The following is an 18,883-nucleotide window of genomic DNA, read 5'->3' as shown; positions in this document are numbered from 1 at the left end:
GCCATGCCCGCACCAGCACACCATCCGCCGGCCGTGGAGGCCGGCACCGCCGACATACGCCCGCTCATGGCCGGATTCCCCTCGGGGGTCTCGGTCCTCACCGTGCTCGACGAGGACGCCGCCCCCCGGGGCATGACCTGCAGCTCGCTCGCCAGCGTGGCGCTGTCGCCGCCGACGCTGGTGGTGTGCGTGCGGACGGCCAGCCCGACGCTCGACACCATCCTGGCCGGCGGCCAGTTCGCGGTGAACCTGCTGCACGAGGACGCCCGCGACGCCTCCCAGGTGTTCGCCTCCGGGTCCGACGACCGCTTCGAGCGGGTCGAGTGGCGGCTGCCGCTCGGCGCGAGCGGCCCGCACCTCACCGCCGACGCCCACGCCACCGCCGACTGCGAGGTCGTCCGCACGGTGGAGATGGGCGACCACACCGCGGTCTTCGCCGGGGTCAGACGGGTGACGCTGCGGGAGAACGCCGCGCCGCCGCTGCTCTACGGCCGCCGCCGCTACGCGCGTTGGTCCGACGCCACGGTCCGGCCGGACCCGCCCGTGCAACCGATCCCCACGGAGGGAGCCGCCCGTGTCCGCCCCTGATCCGCTGCCCTCGCTGCTGATCGCCGTCCCCGCCGTCATCCTGGCGTGCCACGCCGGCGCGGCCCTGGTCCGCCGGCTCGGCCAGCCCCCGGTGATCGGCGAGATCGCCACCGGCATCCTGCTGGGCCCGTCCCTGTTCGGCTGGCTCTGGCCCGACGCCCAGCAGTGGCTGTTCCCGTCCTCCATCGCGCCGTTCACCTCGGTGCTGGGCCAGCTCGGGCTGCTGGCCTTCATGTTCCTGGTCGGCCTGGAGCTGGACCTGAACGCCCTGCGGGGACACAGCCGTACGGCCGTCGCCGTCAGCCAGGCCAGCGTGCTCCTGCCCCTGGCCCTGGGCTCGCTGCTGGCGCTGGCGATGTTCGGGACGCTGTCCCCGCCCGGGGTCGACCGGCTGCCGTTCGTCCTGTTCATCGCCGTCTCGATGAGCGTCACCGCCTTCCCCGTGCTGGCCCGGATCCTCACCGACCGGAACCTGTACGGGACGCCCACCGGGGCGCTGGCCATGGCCTGCGCGGCGGTGGACGACGTCACCGCCTGGTGCCTGCTGGCCGTGGTGGTGGCCGTGGGTTCCAGCGAGTCGGCGCTCGGCGCGCTCACCTCGGCCGCCCTGACCGTGGTGTTCGTGCTGCTGATGTTCAAGGTGGTGCGCCCGGTACTGGCGCGGCTCGCGGCCAGGGCCTCCGGCGCGGGCGACGGCGCCGTGCTGGTGCTGCTGTTCAGCGGCCTGTGCCTGGCCGCGCTGGCCACCGACGAGCTGGGCGTGCACGCCCTGTTCGGCGCCTTCCTCTTCGGCGTCGTCACCCCGCGCGGCTCCCGGGACGTCGAGCGCTCCGCGGCACGGCTGCGGGCCGTGGCGGTACCGCTGCTGCTCCCGCTGTTCTTCGTGCACACCGGCATGAAGACCGACCTGGCCCTGCTGGCCGCCGACCCGGAGCAGTGGCTGTGGGCCGGCGCGGTGCTCGTGGTCGCGGTGGCGGGCAAGTTCGGCGGCAGCACGCTGGCCGCCCGCGCCACCGGTCGCTCCTGGCGGCAGTCGGCGACCATCGGCGCGCTGATGAACTGCCGGGGCCTGACCGAGCTGGTGGTGCTCAACATCGGCCTGGAGCTGGGGGTGATCGGTCCCGGGCTGTTCACCATGCTGGTGCTGATGGCCCTGGTCACCACGGCCGCCACGGCCCCGGCCGTCTCCTGGCTGCGCCGGAAGGACGCGGACGGGCCGGCGGACGCGACCCCGGGGGCCCGGCCCGGCGCCGTCGTCGACGCGGCCTCCACCGCGGAGACCCTCCCGGCGGACTCCGCGAAGACCCCGGCGTCCGAGGGGGCGCTGTCCCGACGCTGACTTCGACCGCCGGAGCCGGTCCGCCCCCTCGCCGACGGGGGCAGGCCGGCTCCGGCGCGCCCGGCGCCCTCCCCGGTCCCCTCGGCGGCAGAGCGGCGCCGTCCCGCAGGAACCGGGAGGGTCAGGCGTCCGCGAGCGCGGCCTCGGCGTCGTGGCCGTAGAGCCACTCCTGCTCGCGCAGGTTCTGCGAGCCGATCAGCTCCGCGTCGCGCTCGCGCTGGCCGTCGCCGTCCGACAGGTGGAACTTCGCCGAGTTGGCCCGCGACTGGCGCTGGATCAGGTCGGTGCGCGGGCGGCGCAGCTCCTCGTACCGGACGAGCGCCGCCCGCAGCCCGTCGGGCCCGGCCTCCGCACCGGCCAGGCAGCCGGCCAGCACCACCGCGTCCTCGACGGCCTGGTTGGCGCCCTGCGCCATGAACGGCAGCATCGGGTGGGCCGCGTCGCCGAGCAGGGCGATGCGCCCGGTGGTCCAGCGGTCGATCGGGTCCCGGTCGTGCAGCGCCCAGCGGCCCACCGCGTCCGGCGCCTCGACGATCTTGCGGACGTCGGGGTTCCAGCCGGCGTACGTGAGGGCCAGCTCGGCCACCCGCCCGTCGGCCGTCCAGGACTCCGCGGTCCAGTCCCCGGCCGGGGCGGTGGCACCGAAGCTGATCAGCCGGCCGCCGCTCACCGGGTAGCAGACCAGGTGCTGTTCGGGTCCCAGCCACAGCCGCACCTTGGGGTCCGCCGTGAGGAACGGCAGCCGCTCCGAGGGCACCAGCCCCCGGTAGATGGACTGCCCGGAGAACCGGGGCTCGTCGGGGGCGAGGGCCTCACGGACCACCGAGTGGATGCCGTCGGCGCCCACCACGAGGTCGGCGCGCCGCACGCTGCCGTCCTCGAAGCGCAGCACCGCGCCGTCCGCGTCCTCCTCGGCGCCCACGCAGCGCAGCCCGATGTGCAGGCTGCCGTCGGCGAGCCGGCACAGCAGCTGCTGGTGCAGGTCCGCGCGGTGCACGGTGTAGTACGGCGCCCCGTACAGCTCCTCGCACTCGGCGCCCAGCGCGGTGCGGCCCAGCAGGGCGCCGTCGTCCCAGCGCCGCATCTCCACGGCCGAGGGGCGCACGGCCAGTTCCCTGAGGCGCTCGCCGAGGCCCAGCCGGTGCAGCAGGCGGGAGGCGTTGGGGGCGATCTGGACGCCGGCGCCCACCTCGCGCATCCGGCGCGTCTGCTCGTAGACGTCGCAGCGGAGCCCGGCGCGGGCCAGTGCCACGGCCAGGGTGAGCCCGGCGATGCCGGCGCCCACCACGGCGATGTGCGGGCCGTCCCGATCCGGGCCGCGGGTCTTGGGATGGAGCACGGTCGAACACCTTCCGCTGTAGGGCTGCCGGCGGGCGGCGGGGCCGGTGCGACCCGGCCGCCCGCCGGCGGGTCAGTAGTAGAGGACCGCCTTGTCCCAGTCCTCCTCCGGGCCGAACAGGCTCCGGGGCTTGACCACGTCCGGCATGCCCGTGAGCACCTCGCGGGGCACGAGGGTGCCCGGTGCGACGGTGTCGACCCGGCAGGCCACCCCGAAGCGGCCGCTCACCAGCGCGGCGAGTTCGGTGCGGACCGCCTCCTGGTGCCCGGCGGCGGCCTCCGCCTCGATGCGCAGCCCCTCGGGGCCGGCCTTGGCGCGCCAGAAGAGCACGCCGTACGCCTGGGGCAGCCGGTAGACGAGGTCCTCCAGCTCGTACTGGGTGACCAGGGTGTCCCCGGCCCGGTGGCCGTAGACGGCCCGGCCCAGCACCTTGACGGTGGGCAGCAGCCAGCCGCAGCCGCAGGGCTCGTACGAGACCTCGACGTTGTCCTCCAGGTTGTACCGGAGGAGCGGCATCGCCTCGCGGTACAGGGGGGTGACCACCAGCTGCCCGGCGCCCTCGCGGCCGATCCGGCCGGTCTCCGGGTCGCGCACCTCGAACAGCACGCGGTCGGCCCACAGGTGCAGCCGGCCCTCCGTGCACTCGCCGGCCAGGCTGCCGGTCTCCGTGGAGCCGTACTCCTCGACGACGGGCACGCCCCACAGCGCGCTGATCCGGGCCCGGCGGCCCGGGCTGAGCGGCTCGCCGCCCACGAACAGGGCGCGCAGCGCCGGGAAGTCCCGGCCCGGCCGGTGGCCTGCGGCCTCCGCGGCGGCGGCCCAGATCAGGGGCTCGGTGGGCATCGACCAGGTCATGGTGACGCCCAGGTCGTGCAGGGCCCGCACCACCCGCGAGAAGGGCATGGCCACCGAGCGGTTGTCGCCCGGCACCACGGTGGCGCCCTTGAGCCGGCCGGCGGCGTGCGCGAGGTGTCCGGTGAGGAGCATCGCGTACGGGGTGCGGACCATCAGGGTGTCGGAGGCCTCGATCCCGCACCACTTGCGGGCGAAGCGCTCGGCGAGGTCGACCCAGTCGTCCTCGGTGTAGTACGTGGGGGTCGGCGAGCCGGTGGAGCCGCTGGACTCGTGGTACGTGGCCAGCTCGCTCTGCGGGACCGCCAGCAGCCCGAAGGGGTAGGCCTCCCGCAGGTCGTCCTTGCTGGTGACCGGCAGGCCGGCGAAGGCGGCCGGGTCGGTGGCCAGGCCTCCGGGGCCGGACCTGGCCTGGTAGAAGGGCGACTTCGCGGCCCGCTCCAGCATCACGCCGAGCCGGGCCTCCTGGAGCGCGGCCAGTCCGGCCCAGTCCCGCCAGTCGCCGATCTCGGGGCGGGTCTCGGCGCGGGGCGCGGTGCCGCCTCCGGGCCGCTTCCCGCTCCGGGACTCCGAGAGCGCCTCGGTGGGGGTGGCCGGTGCCGCCGTGTCGTCGGTCATCCGGGGCTCCTCCTTTCTCATGTCCGTTCGGGCTCGCCCAGCACGCGGCAGGCGTTGCGCCAGGTGGCCGCGTGCCAGTCGGCGTCCTCGAAGCCCGCGCGGCGCAGCTTGTCGAGCTCGGTCGCGGGGTGCTGGAGCGGCGCCTCGGAGCCGAAGAGGATCCGGTCCGGGCCCAGCAGCCGCAGGGCGGTGCGGGCGACGACCGCGTAGCCGCCGGAGGTCTCGGCCAGCACGTTGGGCAGGTCCCGGACGAGTTCGAGCGCGTACAGGTCGATGTTGCCGATGCCCATGTGCCCGAGGACGAAGGTGACGTCCGGGTGGGCGGCCGCCAGCTTCACCAGGTCCGCGACCGTGGCTCCGGGCCGTTCCAGGCAGACCGTGTAGACGCTGTGCCCGGCCTCGCCCGCGGCCGCCACCAGGGCGGCGGTCCGCGGGTCGTCGAGCCCGACGCCGTGCACGGCCGGGGAGATCTCCAGTCCCCTGAACTCCGCGGCCCGTTCCCGGTATTCGGCCGGGTCGCGGTGCGGGTTGGCGAACCAGAAGGGGACCAGCCGGCCGCCGGAGGCCGCGCAGGCGGCGCGCACGGCCTCGTTGTCGGCGTCGGTCTCGATGTGGCCGCCCTCGATGAGGTTCCGGGACAGCCGCTCCAGCGGCATGGTGCCGCCCGCGCACACCACGGCGCGGGCGACACCGCTCTCGTCCATCATCGAGAGCAGACGGTCCGCGGCGTGCTCGACCGGCGCGAGCCGGACGTGGAAGTCGAGCACGGGCCGCGGGTCCGCCGTCGTCACGTGAGGGCTCACTTTTCCAGGCAGAACTCGTCGATCGGGTAGCCGACGTGGCGGTCCTCGGTGGGCAGGTAGCCCAGGACCTTGTCGCCCGGCTTGAGTTCGGTGCTGTTGAGGACGACGCCGCCGGGGCCGAGGACCCGGACGTGCCAGTCGTCCTGGAGGATCAGGTTGACCTTGCGGCCGTCGGGCGAGACCGCGTTGATGGAGATCAGCGGACGGGACTCGATCTTGACGCGGCCGACGGTGACCATGCGGGTCTGGCCCTTGACGTCCACCGCCATGACCTTGCTGCCGGACTTCAGCTCGCTGAGGTAGTTGGTGCGCTCGTCCTTGGACAGCGTGTACGAGTGGATGGCGCCGGCGTTGACACGGAACGGTCGGGTCGGCATGTACGGCAGCGGGTGGGTCTCGCTGACGCAGAGGATCATGCCCTTGGAGTGCGACCCGACCAGGATGCCCTCGTCCTCGCGGAAGTGGGTGCAGGTGTCGACGCAGGCCCGCTCGCCCATGCCGATGTGCTCGGTGTCGGTGATCTCCAGCTCGGTGAGGTCCAGGTCGGGCACCTCGGCCAGGGCCGCGGTCTTGAGCTTGGAGGTCTCGCCGACCGCGGCGGGCTTCATCATCACGCCGTCGGAGCCGTGCTCCAGGACGCCGAAGATGATCTCGGCCTCCTCCACGTCCTGGGCTATGGTCACCAGGCTGCCCTGCGAGCGGGCGGCCGCGGCGATCACGATCTCCAGGGGGATCTTGGTCGGGTCGCGGAAGAGGAGCAGGCTCCACTGCTCGGTGCGGGCGGACTCGCAGGCGTCCTCCAGCGTCTTCGCATCGATGATCTCGACGAACCGGCCGAAGTCCACCTCGGGGTGCTTCAGGGCGAGTTCGGCGGTGGAGATGCCGTGGTTCTCCGGGTCGACGATGACGATCGTGGCGTCGCCGAACTCCGCGGGCAGCTCCTTGCCCTGCGGGAAGTAGACCTTGCTGACGGTGGGCGGCAGGCCCTCCAGGTCGGCGAGGTCGTCGACGACGATGCCCTCGACGCGGTAGTGCAGCGCCTCCTGGAGGATGGCCTCCTTGGCCTCGCCGAGACCGCGGACGTCGAGCCAGCTGAGCTTCATGAGTTGAACTCCCAAGTGCGTGAAGGTGCCGTGCGGGCGTTGCCCTCGGGCGGCCGCGCGGGGGCGGTCCGCCGGGAGCCCGCGGCGGGAAGGTGCAGGTCGGGGAAATCGGGGGAAGTCAGGGGAAGGGGAAGGCGCGGGATCAGGCGGCGGACGCGGCACGCGCGGTGGTGCCGTGGATGACGTCCGCGATCTTCCGCGTCAGGGCGCCGGGGTCGGCGGCCTGGAAGATGTTCCGGCCCATGGCGACGCCGGCGGCGCCGCCGCGCAGGGCCTCGTCGACGTACGCGAGGACCTGGCCGGTCTCGGTCTGCTTGGGGCCCCCGGCGACGATGACCGGTATCGCCGCGCTGCGGACCACGTCGGCCATCTCGTCCGGGTTGCCGACGTACGGGGCCTTGACGATGTCGGCGCCCAGTTCGGCCGCGAGGGTCACCGCGTGGGCGACCAGGGCCGGGTCCTTCGGGTTCTCGATGCGCGGGCCGCGGGGGTAGACCATGGCCAGCAGCGGGACGTTCCAGCGGTCGCAGAGGTCCGAGACGCGGCCGAGGTCGGCCACCTGCCGGCGCTCCTCGTGGGAGCCGAGGTTGACGTGCACGCTGACCGCGTCGGCCCCGTACCGCAGGGCCTCCTCGACCCCGGCGACGAGGTACTTCTCGTCCGGGTCCGGCGCGTGCAGGGTGCTGGCGCTGAGGTGGACGATGAGCGCGGTCTTCGCGAACCGGTCGTGGCCCACCTGGCGCAGGCTTCCCTTGTGGAGGACGACCGCGTCCGCCCCGTTCTCGCAGACCTGGCCGACCAGCTTGTCCAGGACCGACCGGTCGAAGACCGGGCCGTCGCTGATCGGGTGGTCCATCGGGACGACCAGGAGCCGCTGGTCTCCCTCGCCGTACAGCCGGTTCAGGCGAACCCTCCGGCCAAAGGGCAGATTGGTGAGCATCACGCCTCATCTCCGGTAAGTGGGGGGCGGCTTCGGATCTCGGGTGTGGTCCCGGCCGCCGCCGACAGAGGGAAGCTTCCCGCGAGGCGGCGGGCCGGGACATCGCTTGATCACGGGATCCGGCACGTGAGGGTCACGTGAGCCGGAGCCCGCTCAACTGCCGGTCACGTGACGCAGGATGGCGTCCCACTCGGCGGCGTCCGGGGCCTCGTCGGCCCGCCAGGCCACGTGCTGGTCGGGGCGTACGAGCACCAGGTCGCGCTCCCACCGGTCGCGCGCGGCGGTGTCGTCGACGGTGAGCAGCGTCAGCGGCAGCCCGTGGTGCAGGGCCTTCTCGGCGAGCGGCACGCCCTTGAGGCCGCCGGACAGGTCGACCAGCGTGTAGCCCTCGCCGAGCAGGTCGAACAGCTCCCTGCCGTCGGCGAGCCGGACGCTCGGGGGCCGGGTGCCGGGCCAGGTGGCGGGCACGATCTCCTGCCAGCGCCAGTCGGGTTCGGGGCCGTCCTCGTGCCGGATGACGGGCGAGGTGCCGTACCGGTAGCCGAAGTGGATGCCCAGGTTGTCGATCTGGTACCGCTCCTTGTCGAGGTAGGCGGCCAGCTGGGGGCGGGTGGCGCCGGCGGCGGCCAGCGAGGGGAAGCGGATCCAGACGCCCAGCAGGTGGGCGCACATCTCCCGGTTGAAGAGGGCCACCGGGCGGCGTTCCGCCTCGTACGCGTCGAGCAGCGCGGGGCCGGCCCAGCCGGAGACGGCCGCGGCCAGCTTCCAGCCGAGGTCGACGGCGTCGCCGAGACCGGTGTTCGCCCCGTGCCCGCCGGTCGGGTAGAACTGGTGCGCCGCGTCGCCGGCGAGGAAGACGCGGCCCTCGCGGTACCGCTCGGCGACGGCCAGCCGCCCGTACCAGTAGGCGATGTTGATGACCTCGTCGGCCTCGAAGTCGAAGCCGAGGCGTTCCTTGACGACGGCCAGCGGGTCGGCCGGCTCGGGTTCGCCGTCGGGCAGGACGAAGGTGCCGGTCCAGGTGCGGACGCCGTCACGGTTGACGAGGGTGGCCCCGCCGGCGGCGATGGTGAGGAAGAACTTCCCGTTGCGGGTGAGCGCGGGGTCCTCGCTGCGGAAGTACACGTCGCAGTGGCGGGTGCTGGGCCCGCTGTGGTGGGTGGCGATGCCGGTGGCGCGGCGTACGGAACTGCCGCCGCCGTCGCAGCCCGCCAGCCAGTCGGCGTGCAGGGCGTACGTGTGGCCGTCGGCCTCGTCGCGCAGCACGGCCTCGACGCCGTCCCCGTCCTGGGTGAGGGACAGGAAGCTCTGGCCCTCGCGCAGGTCGATCAGGGGGTGCCGGCGGACCCTGCCGCGCAGCACGTCCTCCAGGAGCGAGCCCTGGAGCCGCTGGTAGGGCTCCAGGGGCGCGGTGCCGTCGTTGCGGTCCGCGTACCGCTCGCGCAGGCCCGTGACGGAGGGGTACTCCCAGACGGAGACGGGCGGCTGCGCCGGGTCGTCCGTCCACAGGAAGTTGAAGGGCTCGTCGGGCGAGACCCCCCGCTCCCGGATCTCCTCGGCCACGCCCAGGCGGCGCAGCAGCTCCATGCTGCGGCCGTTGATGAAGTCCATCTTGGGGTGGGCGGAGACGGTGGTGGAGCGCTCGACCACGGTGGAGCGGACGCCGTGCCGGGCCAGTTCGAGGGCGAGGGTGGCGCCGACGGGTCCGGCGCCGACGATCAGTACGGGGGTGTGCGTGCCGGCGGTCATGCCACGGCTCCTTCCTGGGCGGCACCCCGGTCCGCCTGCTGGGGCGGGGGGCCGAAGTTCAGCAGCCGGGTGAGCAGGACTCCGGCCACGGCGAGGCCCACGGCCACCCAGAGCGCCCAGCCGTAGCCGGCGGCGAGTGCCTCCTCGGCGGCGGGGGCCGGGCTCCGGCCGAGCAGGGTGTGGGTGTGGCTCTCCGCGAGGGCGGCGAGCAGGGCGAGCCCGACGGCGCCGCCGACCTGCTGGCTCATGGTGGCCAGCCCCGAGGCCGCGCCGGCGATGGGCCCGTCGAGGCCCATGGTGCAGGTGACGAAGGCGCTGACGATGGCGATGCCGACGCCCAGGCCCCAGACCACGGTGGGCGCGAGGAAGCCGGTGACGAGTTGCGCGTCGCCGCCGATGAGGGCCGCCCACCAGGCGAGGCCGGCGGCCTGCAGGAGGAGGCCGATGGCCATGGAGTTGTGCGGGCCGAAGCGCAGCAGCCGGGGGGCGAGCTGGGTGCCGGTGAAGGTGGCGACGGGGATGGGCAGGTAGGTCAGGCCGGTCAGCAGGGGGCCGTAGCCGCGGACCTTCTGCATGTAGAGGGTGATGACGAAGAAGGTGGCGAACATCAGGGCGCCGACGATCGCGATGGCCGCGTTGCCGACGACGATGTTGCGCCGGGCCAGCAGCATCCGCGGGATGAGCGGGTCCTCGGCGGTGCGCTGGCGGACCACGAACACGCCCAGCAGCACGACGGCGGCGGCGAACTGGGCGAGGGTGGCGGCGGAGCCCCAGCCCTGGACCTGGCCGCGGATCACGGCGTAGATCAAGACGACGAGGCCGAGGGAGAGGGACAGGGCGCCGGTGACGTCGATGCCGCCGGAGGCCTGCTGGTGGGTGCGGGGCAGCATCCGGAAGCTGGCGATGAAGACGCCGAGGCCGATGGGCACGTTGATCAGGAAGGCCCACTGCCAGGCGGCGGCGGTCAGCAGGCCGCCGAACAGCACGCCCGCGGCGGCGGCGAAGCCGCCCATGCCGCTGAAGATGCCGATCGCCTTGTTGCGCTCGGCGCCCTCCGGGAAGATGTCGGTGATCAGCGCCAGGGCGGCGGGAACCACCATCGCGGCGCCCAGGCCCTGCACGACACGGCCGGTGACCAGGTGCCAGTCCTCGGTGGCGGCGGCGCAGAGCAGCGACGCGAGGGTGAAGACGGCGACGCCGGTGACGAACAGCCGCCGCCGGCCGACGAAGTCGGTGGCCCGGCCGGCCAGCAGCAGGGAGCCGGCGTAGGCGAGCAGGAAGGCGTCGACCACCCAGGCCAGGCCCGTGGCGGAGAAGCCGAGGTCGTGCTGGATGCTCGGCAGGGCGACGTTGACGATCGAGGTGTCGAGGACGGTGATGAACTCGATGAGGGCCAGCACCCAGAAGGTGGCCCACGGGGAGCGCACCCCGCCTCTCCCCGCGTCCGGCGGGTCCTGGGGGCCCGCTCCCTGGATCTCACTGCTGATGTCACTGGTCATCGGCGATGCCCTCGGCTCTCGTAAGGAAGTCTCGTAAGGGGACTGCGGGTCATGGGGGTTCTCGGGGGTTCTCGGGGGTTCTGGGGGTCCGGTCGGGGGTCCGGTCGGGGGTCCGGTCGGGGGTCCGGTCGGGGGTCCGGTCGGGACGACCGCCTCATGCTGGACCCGCGGCGGGGCGCCGGACATCGCGTCTTCGCGTGATGCTGGACGGGGTCCCGGCCGGGGAAGATCCCGCGATCGTGCGGCAGTGCCGGGAGGGCGTCCGCGACCACGATGGGGCGTGTCGGCCCGCCGTCACCGGACGGCGGCGCGAGCTCTGAGGAAGCCTGATGACGCAGATCACGGGAACCCGCCGTGACGGGGTGATCCACGTCCCGGCGGGTACGGGACCGTCCCTCTGGATACCGGAGGACACGCAGTCCGAGGACGCGCTGGGGTCGGTGAAGGCCACGTACACCGTGAAGGTGGACAGCGCGACGACGGGCGGCACGCTGTCGGCCGTGGAGGCCTCGGTCCCGCCGGGCAGCGGCCCGCCGCCGCACGCCCACGACCACGCGGACGAGGCGTACTACATCCTGGAGGGCACCTTCGAGGTGCTCGACGGCGACCGGCTGATCACGGCGCGCCCGGGGGACTTCATCTTCATCCCGCGCGGGACGACGCACCGCTTCAAGAACGTGGGCGCGGACGCGGCGCGGATGCTGTTCCTGTTCACCCCGGCCGGTTTCGAGGGCCTGTTCTACGAGATCGGCGAGCGGGCGGTGCCGGGGCAGCCGTGGCCCCGGGTGACGGAGAAGGACATCGAGCGCGCCGGCGAGGCGGGCCCGCGGTACTTCCCCTGAGCCGGTGGCAGGCCGCCGGGTACGTCCGCGTGCCCGGTCCGCCGCCGGGCACGCGGAAGGGCCCTTCCCCGGTGAGGGAAGGGCCCTTCGGCCGTTCAGACCAGGGTGACCCCGTGGCGCTCGGCGAGTTCCGCGAGGCTCTCGGGGCGCAGCGCCATCCCGTACTCGGCGGCGTGCTCGGCCACCCGGTGGCGCGGCGGCGGGCCGCCGGCGCCCAGGGCGGGGATGCCCTTGAAGTACTCGTCCAGGTTGCCGGGCGTGACGACGAGGACCATCCGGGCGGTGGTGGTGCCCGCGTTGAAGAAGGTGTGCGGGGTGCCGCGGGGGGCGAAGAGCGCGCTGTCCGCGCCCGCGGTGAGCAGTTCCCCGCCCAGCTTGAGGGTGAGTTCGCCCTCGATGACGTACGCGGACTCGTCCTCCCGCGTGTGCGTGTGCTCGGGGGCCACCAGGCCGCCCGGCTCGACGGTGATCTCCATGATGGTGAGGCCGCCGCCGGTGGCGGACGCGGGCAGCGCCAGCCGCTCGGTCACCTTGGGCCGCGGCAGGACGAAGCCCTCCCCGGGCCCGTAGAGGGCCCCCTGGCTGCGCAGGGTCATGAGGCGGCCTGCACCGACTGGGCGTGCCGGAAGACGTTCCGGGGGTCCCAGGCGGCCTTGGCGCGCTGGAGGCGCGGGTAGTTGTCCTTGTAGTACAGGGCCGTCCACGGGACGCCTGAGGTGTTCTGGGCCGGGTCGCCGAGGTCGATGTCGCAGTAGTTCACGAAGCAGCCGTCCATGACGTCCCCGGGTACGGGCACGCCGCCGGTCTCCGCGTACGCCTCGCGGTACACATCACGTATCCACGCGATGTGCGCGGCGTCCTGGGCGGGCTCCTGCCAGCCGACGAGGTACATCAGCTTCATGATGGAGTCGCGCTGGGGCACGGCGGTGTCGGCGGCGGCCACGGTGTTGGTCCGGCCGCCGTAGCCGGAGATCTGGACGAGGGCGAAGGGGTTGCCGTAGTCCTCCCGCGTCAGGTGCTTCCACAGGGCCGCGGTGTGGGCCGGGGTGAAGTTCTTGCGCATGTACGCGGACTTGAAGTCGGCGCGTCCGGTGCCGTCGCCGCCGAACATGCCGGACCAGTGGGTGGCCTTCAGCCAGGGCATGCGCAGCTTGGTGGTCAGCCGCGGGGTGATGCCCGTGCCCTCCGCGACGGCGGCCGCGAAGTCGGCGATCATCTGCTCGGCGCCGGGCACGGAGGCGTCGATCTGGATGGGCAGGGTGTGCCGGCCGCCGGCCCTGTGCATCACCATGAAGCGGCTGAAGAGGGCGGCCGCGGGGGTGCCGGCGGCGCTGTTGCGCTCGTGCCAGGCCCCGAAGTTGAGCAGCATCCGGCTGAAGCCGGCCTGGGTCAGGCCGTCCCAGGGGAGGTCGTACGAGGCGATCCACACCTCGGACGGGGGCTTCGGCAGCAGCTTCGCGGGATCCGTGCTGTTGATGCCGTGGCTGCGCATGAAGTAGCGGGTCACGACGCCGAAGTTGCCGCCGCCCCCGCCGGTGTGCGCCCACCACAGGTCGCGCAGCCGGGCGTCCGTGGAGTCGCGGGTGGCGACGACCACCGAGGCACGGCCTGCCGCGTCGACCACGACGACCTCCACCCCGTAGAGGTGGTCGACGGTCAGTCCGAGGGTGCGGTTGAGCACGCCGTACCCGCCGCCGGCTATGTGGCCGCCGGCGGCGACGGTCGGGCAGGAGCCGCCGGGGATGGTCACGCCCCACTTGCGGTACAGCTGCTCGTAGACGTCGCCGAGGGAGGCGCCGGCCTCGATGGCGAAGGCGCGGCGGACGGAGTCGTAGTACACCGCCCGCATCTCGGAGAGGTTGAGGACGACCTTGACGTCCGCGCTGGTGGTGAAGTCCTCGTAGCAGTGGCCGCCGCTGCGCACGGCGATCCGGCGGCCCGCGGTCACGGCCTGCTGGACGGCGTCCAGCACCTGCTGGGTGGTGGAGACGACCACGACCTGCTCGGGGGTGCCGATCCAGCGGTTGTTGTCGCCGCGGGCGAGGTCGGGGTAGCGGGGGTCCGCGGGGGTGACGGAGACGGCGGGCGTGGTGGGGGTGAGCCCGGCCTCCGCGGCGGGGGCCTCGTCGACGGCGAGGGCGGAGCCGGGGAGGGCCGCGGCGAGGGTGGCTCCGCCGGCGACCGCGGTCGCCCCTGCCAAGAGATTTCTGCGCGTCAGGCGACGCATGGGGAACTCCTGTTCGTAGGGGTGCGCCGGGCCCGCGAGCGGACCCGGCGCACAGCGTCGTCACGGGAGGGGGCGCCTGGCTGGCTCCAGGGCCCGGCTCGGCTACTCGAAGCCGCCGTTGACGCCGATGACCTGACCGGTGATCCAGCGCGAGTCGTCGCCGGCGAGGAAGGCCACCACGTCGGCGAGGTCCTGCGGCCGGCCGAGGCGGCCGAGCGGGGTGCTGCCGGTGATCTGGTCCACCATCTGGCGGGCCTCGTCGGCCAGCATCTCGGTGTCGGTCGGGCCGGGGGCCACGGCGTTCACCGTGATGCCGCGGCCGCCGAGGGCGTGCGCCAGGGACCGGGTGAGCACCTCGACGCCGGCCTTGGTGGCACCGTAGGCGCCCATGAAGGCGATGCCGCCGTTGGGCAGGCCCGCGGCGACGTTGACGACGCGGCCGCCGTCGCGCAGGCGCGAGGTGGCCTGCTGGCCGGCGAAGAAGACGCTCTTGAGGTTGGTGCCGATCAGCCGGTCGAAGTCCTCCTCGGAGAGGTACTCGATGGGGGCGGCGGCGAACACGGCGGCGTTGTTGACCAGGATGTCCACGCCGCCGAACTCGCGCTCGGCCGCGTCGAAGAGACCCTGGACGTCGCCCGCCTTGCTGACGTCGCCCGCCACGGCCACGGCCTTGCCGCCGTCGGCCTTGATCTTGCCGACGAGGTCCTCCGCCTGCTGCTGGGCGCCCTCGCGTCCGGCCCGGAAGTTGACGACCACGGCGGCGCCCTCACGGCCCAGGCGCTCCGCCACGGCGCGGCCGATGCCGCGGGTGGCGCCGGTGACGATGGCGACCTTGTTCTGCAGAGACATGCTCCCTCTTCCCTTAACTTCGGAACGTTGTGCGGTCCGAGCCTTTCCGGGAGAGGGGGCGCCCGGCATCACGCCTTTACGCGATCGTTCGCGTCGTCGTGCGTGATGGCCTGCCGGGCGAGTTCGACGCGGGTGGACACGCCGAGCTTCGCGAAGGCCCGCCGCAGGTGGGTGTCGACCGTGTGCGGGGAGAGGAACAGCCGCTCCGCGGTGGCCCGGTTGGTCAGCCCCTCCGCCACCAGCCGCACCACCCGCAGCTCCGCGCCGGTGAGGCTGTCCCAGCCGGTCTGCGCCTTGGCGGTCTGCTGCCAGCGCTTGCGCCGGACGCCCATGCCGCGCAGCGCCCGCTGGGTGCGGGCGGCGTCGCGGACCGCCCCGCAGGAGGCGTACAGCTCCAGGGCCTCCTCCATCAGCGCCACCCCGCGCGGCCGGGCGCCCGCAGCCGCCTCCGCCAGGGCCAGGTCCTCCAGGGCCGCGGCCCTGGCCAGCCGGCGCGGGCTGTCCCGGTACGCCTCCACGGCGGCCCGCAGCGCGTCCGTGTCGGCGCGCAGCAGCCCCTCGGCGTGGGCCGCGGCGCCCTGGAGGGAGGGCACGGCGGTGGCGGAGGCGGCCAGGGAGCGTACGGTCGCCGCGACCGCGCCGGCCTCGGTGCGGGCCCCCGCGTCCAGCGCGATGCGGACCATCGCGGGCGCCGCCCAGGGCGTGAGGGTCAGCAGCAGCGGGCGCTCGCCGACCGCCCCGTACACCGCGGCCAGGGTCTCGAAGGCGGCCGCGCCGTCGCCCTGCGCGGCCAGGAGCTGCGCCTGCGGCCAGGCCAGGTCCTCGGTGGTGGTGCCGTTGCCGGTGTCGCCCAGCCTCACGGCCCGGCGCAGCAGGTCCCGGGCCCGGCCCAGCTCGTCCTTGTGCACGGCCACGTCCGCCAGCAGCCCCAGCAGCGAGGGCAGCAGGGCCAGGGCGGTGAGCTGCTGGGCCACCCGCTCCCCCGCCAGCGCCTCGGCCTCGGCGTCGTCCAGACGGCCCGCGGCCAGCCGCAGTTCGGCCTGGTAGAAGTGCCACAGCGGCTGGGACCAGGCGGTGCCCAGCTCACGGGCCTCCCGCTCGCCCAGCTCGTACACGGCCTCGGCCTCGCTGAACCGGTCCGCGGCCACCAGCGCCCGGCCCAGCCACAGCCGGGGGTGGCGGTGGCGGGCGTCGCCGCCGTCCTGGTCGGCGACCTCCACGGCCTCCGAGGCGATGGCGATGGCGCCGGCCACGTCACCGCGGGCGTGCGCGGCGGCGCTGCGCGCGGACTCGGCGTACACGAGGGCGGAGGGCTCCCCGTCGGCCGCCGCGGCCAGCGCGGACCGCTCCGCGCCCGCGCTGTCGCCCACCACGAGCATCGCGTGCGACTGGATGGCCAGCAGTTGGGCCCGGACCGGCTCCGGTATCCCTGGGCGGGCCAGCACGCGGGCGGTGTACTCGATGACGGTGGCGTCCTGCCCGGCGTGCTTGAGCGCGTCGCACAGGCCCACGCACATGGTGGCCTCGTACGCCGGGTCCACCCGCCCGCGCAGCGCCTGCTCGCCCAGCCCCTGGGCCTCGCCGAGCCGGCCGGAGACGGCCAGCAGCCGGACGGTCTCGGCGATGGCGTGCGGCCGCGAGGCGGAGTCGGCGGGCAGCAGGTCCAGCAGCTGGAGCATCAGGTCGGCGGCGGTGGACGGGGCGATGGGCGCCACCTCGTCCACGGCCCGGGACAGGGCCTCCAGAGTGCGCGGGTCGTCGGGCCGGGCACCCCGGATGCGGTGCAGCACGGCCTCGGCGCCGGGCCGCCCCTCGGCCTCCAGGAGCACGGCGGCCTCCTGGTGCAGGGTCTGCCGGACGGCGCCGGAGAGGTTGCCGTAGACGGCGTCCCTGATCAGGTCGTGGCGGAAGGCGAGGGCGGTCCCGTCGTCCACCAGCACGTGCGCGGCGACGGCCTCCTCGACGGCGGGCACCACGGCCACCGCGGACCGGCCCAGCAGCCGCGCCGCCTCGTGGACGGTGCAGGGGCGGCCGAAGACCGAGGCGGCCTCCAGCAGCCGGTGGGCGGACTCGGAGAGGTGCCGCAGCTGGTACTCGACGGCCGAGAGGAAGCCGGCGGGCAGCCCGTCCTCGGCCACCGAGGTGACCGTGCCGCCCGCGGTCTGCAGCCAGCCGTGGTCGTTGAGCATGGTGAGCAGCTGTTCCAGCAGGAAGGGGTTGCCGTCGCTGCGCGCGGCGAGCGCCCGCAGCCGGGGCGCGGGCGGACTGCCCAGCACGTGTGTGCAGACCTCGGCGATGGCCTCCGGGTCCAGCGGCGGCAGCGTGAGCTGTACCGCGCCCTCCTCGACCAGCCGGGCGGTGACCTCGTGCATGGGGGCCTTGGCCGGGCCCGGCCGCTGGGCCAGCAGCCAGGTCACCGCGCAGGACTGGAGGCGGGGCACCAGGATCTGCAGGGCCACGGCGGTCAGCTCGTCGGCGGCGTGGGCGTCGTCCAGCACGATGAGGAGGGGGCGCAGGCGCACGTACTCCTCGATCAGCTCGCCGAGCTGCTCGACCAGCCAGAAGCGGTTGGTGACCTGGCTGCCGGCTGCGCCGAGGGCGGCCATGCCGGCGCCGTCGACCACGGGCGGGGTGCTGCCGCGCAGGGCGGTGAGGAGGGTGGCGAGGGGGGCGACGCGGTCGAGTTCCGTGGCCCGGCCGGCGGCGACGGCCATGCCCAGCCGCCCGGCCTCGGCGCGGGCCTCGGCCAGCAGGCGGCTCTTGCCGATGCCGGCCGGGCCGTTGAGCACCAGGCACCGGCCCGCCCCGGCCGCGGTGGCCGCCAGGGCCTCGCGCAGGGCGGCCAGCTCGGCGTCGCGTCCGATGGTGGGTGAGGTGAGCCGGGGAGTCACGCGGCGGTTCCTGCCTCTCACTCGGCCCTCGCCGTCGGCAGCGGGGGAAACCTCCTGGTCCACAAGACCGCCGAGGAACCTAACAACCCGTGAAATGGCAGGTCAAACAGTTCCGGTGGGGGTCTGTCAGATCGGTCTCAGCCACTGAGACCGGGAGGTGGCGAGAAGCGGTGCCGTGCTCAGGCGGGGGTGAGGTGCTCCTCCTCCGCGGCCGGCTCGGGGTCCGTACGGCGCCTGCGGCGGACAGCCCAGGCAGCGACGCCGGCGCCGGCGAGGACGAGCAGGACGCCCGCGGCGGGCCACGGGACGGCCAGGAACTCCGCTTCGCCGCTCTCCTCGGTGTCGGGGTGGTTGACGGCGGTGGCCGTCACCCGGACCGTCACCCAGTCCAGCTGCGGGGAGCCGGCCCACTGCTCGGTCAGCTCGATCCGCTGGCCCGGCAGCAGCACCAGCCGCAGGTCGCGGGGGGCGCGGTCCAGCACCTTCCGGCCGAAGAGGCCCTCGGCGCGGACGGCCACCTTCGGGCCGATGACCACGTTGCCGCGGTTGACCAGGGCGTACCTGACGGTCGCGTGCGCGTCCTTGGTCCAGGGCAGCAGCGGCGCGCCGCGTTCGACCCGTACGTCCTCGACGCTGACGGCGGGGGTGACGGGGCCCGGCACGCGCAGGTACAGGCGGGCGCCCACGGAGCGGCGTACGCCGACCTGGACCTTGCCCTCCTTCTTGATCCCCTCGACCTTGGTGTTCAGGGCGACGATGCCGCCGACGTGGTCGCCGGGGCCGGCGTCCTCGGGCACCCGGACGGTGAAGGGGATGTCCTGACGGCCCTTGGCGGGGACGGTCACGGTGCGGCCCGCGACGTCCTCCGGCAGCCGGACCCAGGTCCCCACGTCCTTGGGCTTCGTCTCGACCGGGAGCAGCGCGAAGGCGCCGCCGACGGGGGTGTTCACGGCGTCGGTGGCGAAGACCCGGAAGGTGATGGGCGCGTCGGAGGAGTTGGTGAGGGTGACGCTGTCGCTGATGGTCGTGCCGGCGGCGCCCTGGTGGAAGAAGTAGGCGCGGCTGGTGGTCTTCTCGCCCGCGGCGGGGGTAGGGAACACGGCCCAGGTGCCGTTCTCGGCGGCCCCGGCGGTCGTGGCGGCGGGCAGCACGCCGGCGACGGCCAGCAGGGCCCCCAGCAGGCAGAGCAGCGGGCGGGGTATGCGCATGGGCTCGGCTCTCCAGGTGCGGGACGGACGCGGGCG

Annotated in this window: 15 protein-coding genes; 3 read left to right on the top strand and 12 right to left on the bottom strand. The window is 74.2% G+C overall.

The window, feature by feature from the left end:
* Positions 1-3: 3 nt before the first annotated feature.
* Both ACIQUQ_RS17450 and ACIQUQ_RS17445 read left to right on the top strand, forming a co-directional pair.
* Entirely contained in the window at positions 4-588 is a 585-nt protein-coding gene (locus ACIQUQ_RS17450; RefSeq protein WP_403976530.1) for a flavin reductase family protein, read from the top strand.
* Positions 575-1,927, top strand: coding sequence for a cation:proton antiporter (locus ACIQUQ_RS17445; RefSeq protein ID WP_403976528.1), 1,353 nt, complete (start codon positions 575-577; stop codon positions 1,925-1,927). The genes ACIQUQ_RS17450 and ACIQUQ_RS17445 overlap by 14 nt, the downstream gene beginning before the upstream one ends.
* Positions 1,928-2,048: 121 nt before the next feature.
* Here the strand turns inward: ACIQUQ_RS17445 and ACIQUQ_RS17440 are convergent, their stop codons facing one another.
* The 7 genes from ACIQUQ_RS17440 to ACIQUQ_RS17410 all read right to left on the bottom strand — a co-directional run bounded on the left by ACIQUQ_RS17440 (position 2,049) and on the right by ACIQUQ_RS17410 (position 10,830).
* Positions 2,049-3,266: an FAD-dependent monooxygenase gene (locus ACIQUQ_RS17440; RefSeq protein ID WP_403976526.1), complete on the bottom strand. Its 1,218-nt coding sequence runs from the start codon at positions 3,264-3,266 to the stop codon at positions 2,049-2,051.
* 72 nt (positions 3,267-3,338) lie between these two features.
* The gene (locus tag ACIQUQ_RS17435) at positions 3,339-4,736 is read right to left on the bottom strand and encodes a phenylacetate--CoA ligase family protein (RefSeq protein ID WP_403976524.1); all 1,398 of its coding nucleotides are present in this window, start codon (positions 4,734-4,736) and stop codon (positions 3,339-3,341) included.
* Positions 4,737-4,753: 17 nt separating this feature from the next.
* Positions 4,754-5,527, bottom strand: coding sequence for an amidohydrolase family protein (locus tag ACIQUQ_RS17430; RefSeq protein WP_403976522.1), 774 nt, complete (start codon positions 5,525-5,527; stop codon positions 4,754-4,756).
* 8 nt (positions 5,528-5,535) lie between these two features.
* Entirely contained in the window at positions 5,536-6,642 is a 1,107-nt protein-coding gene (locus tag ACIQUQ_RS17425; RefSeq protein WP_403976521.1) for a 3-dehydroquinate synthase II family protein, read from the bottom strand.
* 142 nt (positions 6,643-6,784) lie between these two features.
* On the bottom strand, positions 6,785-7,582 hold the full coding sequence (locus ACIQUQ_RS17420; RefSeq protein WP_403976519.1) for a 2-amino-3,7-dideoxy-D-threo-hept-6-ulosonate synthase: 798 nt from the start codon (positions 7,580-7,582) through the stop codon (positions 6,785-6,787).
* Positions 7,583-7,735: 153 nt separating this feature from the next.
* Positions 7,736-9,331 carry an FAD-dependent monooxygenase gene (locus ACIQUQ_RS17415; RefSeq protein WP_403976517.1) on the bottom strand — a complete coding sequence of 532 codons (1,596 nt, stop codon included), beginning with the start codon at positions 9,329-9,331 and terminating at the stop codon, positions 7,736-7,738.
* A complete protein-coding gene (locus ACIQUQ_RS17410) occupies positions 9,328-10,830 on the bottom strand; it encodes an MFS transporter (protein WP_403976515.1) in 1,503 nt (500 codons plus the stop codon). Before ACIQUQ_RS17410 ends, ACIQUQ_RS17415 begins: the two co-directional genes overlap by 4 nt.
* 329 nt (positions 10,831-11,159) lie before the next feature.
* Between ACIQUQ_RS17410 and ACIQUQ_RS17405 the strand changes: the two genes are divergently transcribed.
* The gene (locus ACIQUQ_RS17405) at positions 11,160-11,672 is read left to right on the top strand and encodes a cupin domain-containing protein (protein WP_403976513.1); all 513 of its coding nucleotides are present in this window, start codon (positions 11,160-11,162) and stop codon (positions 11,670-11,672) included.
* Between the two features lie 95 nt (positions 11,673-11,767).
* Here the strand turns inward: ACIQUQ_RS17405 and ACIQUQ_RS17400 are convergent, their stop codons facing one another.
* From ACIQUQ_RS17400 to ACIQUQ_RS17380, 5 genes are all read right to left on the bottom strand, one after another.
* Positions 11,768-12,268, bottom strand: coding sequence for a cupin domain-containing protein (locus ACIQUQ_RS17400; RefSeq protein WP_403976511.1), 501 nt, complete (start codon positions 12,266-12,268; stop codon positions 11,768-11,770).
* Positions 12,265-13,872: an FAD-binding protein gene (locus ACIQUQ_RS17395; protein WP_403976509.1), complete on the bottom strand. Its 1,608-nt coding sequence runs from the start codon at positions 13,870-13,872 to the stop codon at positions 12,265-12,267. The genes ACIQUQ_RS17400 and ACIQUQ_RS17395 overlap by 4 nt, the downstream gene beginning before the upstream one ends.
* Positions 13,873-14,001: 129 nt before the next feature.
* Entirely contained in the window at positions 14,002-14,748 is a 747-nt protein-coding gene (locus ACIQUQ_RS17390; RefSeq protein ID WP_403976507.1) for an SDR family oxidoreductase, read from the bottom strand.
* A gap of 68 nt (positions 14,749-14,816) precedes the next feature.
* Positions 14,817-17,639, bottom strand: coding sequence for an ATP-binding protein (locus tag ACIQUQ_RS17385; protein WP_403976505.1), 2,823 nt, complete (start codon positions 17,637-17,639; stop codon positions 14,817-14,819).
* Positions 17,640-17,818: 179 nt separating this feature from the next.
* On the bottom strand, positions 17,819-18,847 hold the full coding sequence (locus ACIQUQ_RS17380) for a WxL protein peptidoglycan domain-containing protein (RefSeq protein WP_403976503.1): 1,029 nt from the start codon (positions 18,845-18,847) through the stop codon (positions 17,819-17,821).
* Positions 18,848-18,883: the final 36 nt, after the last annotated feature.

This window comes from Streptomyces sp. NPDC101118, from assembly GCF_044759445.1.
In the GTDB taxonomy this organism is placed as follows: domain Bacteria; phylum Actinomycetota; class Actinomycetes; order Streptomycetales; family Streptomycetaceae; genus Streptomyces.
Note: the sequence above shows the minus strand (reverse complement) of the source record. Positions and strands in the feature narration are given on the sequence as shown.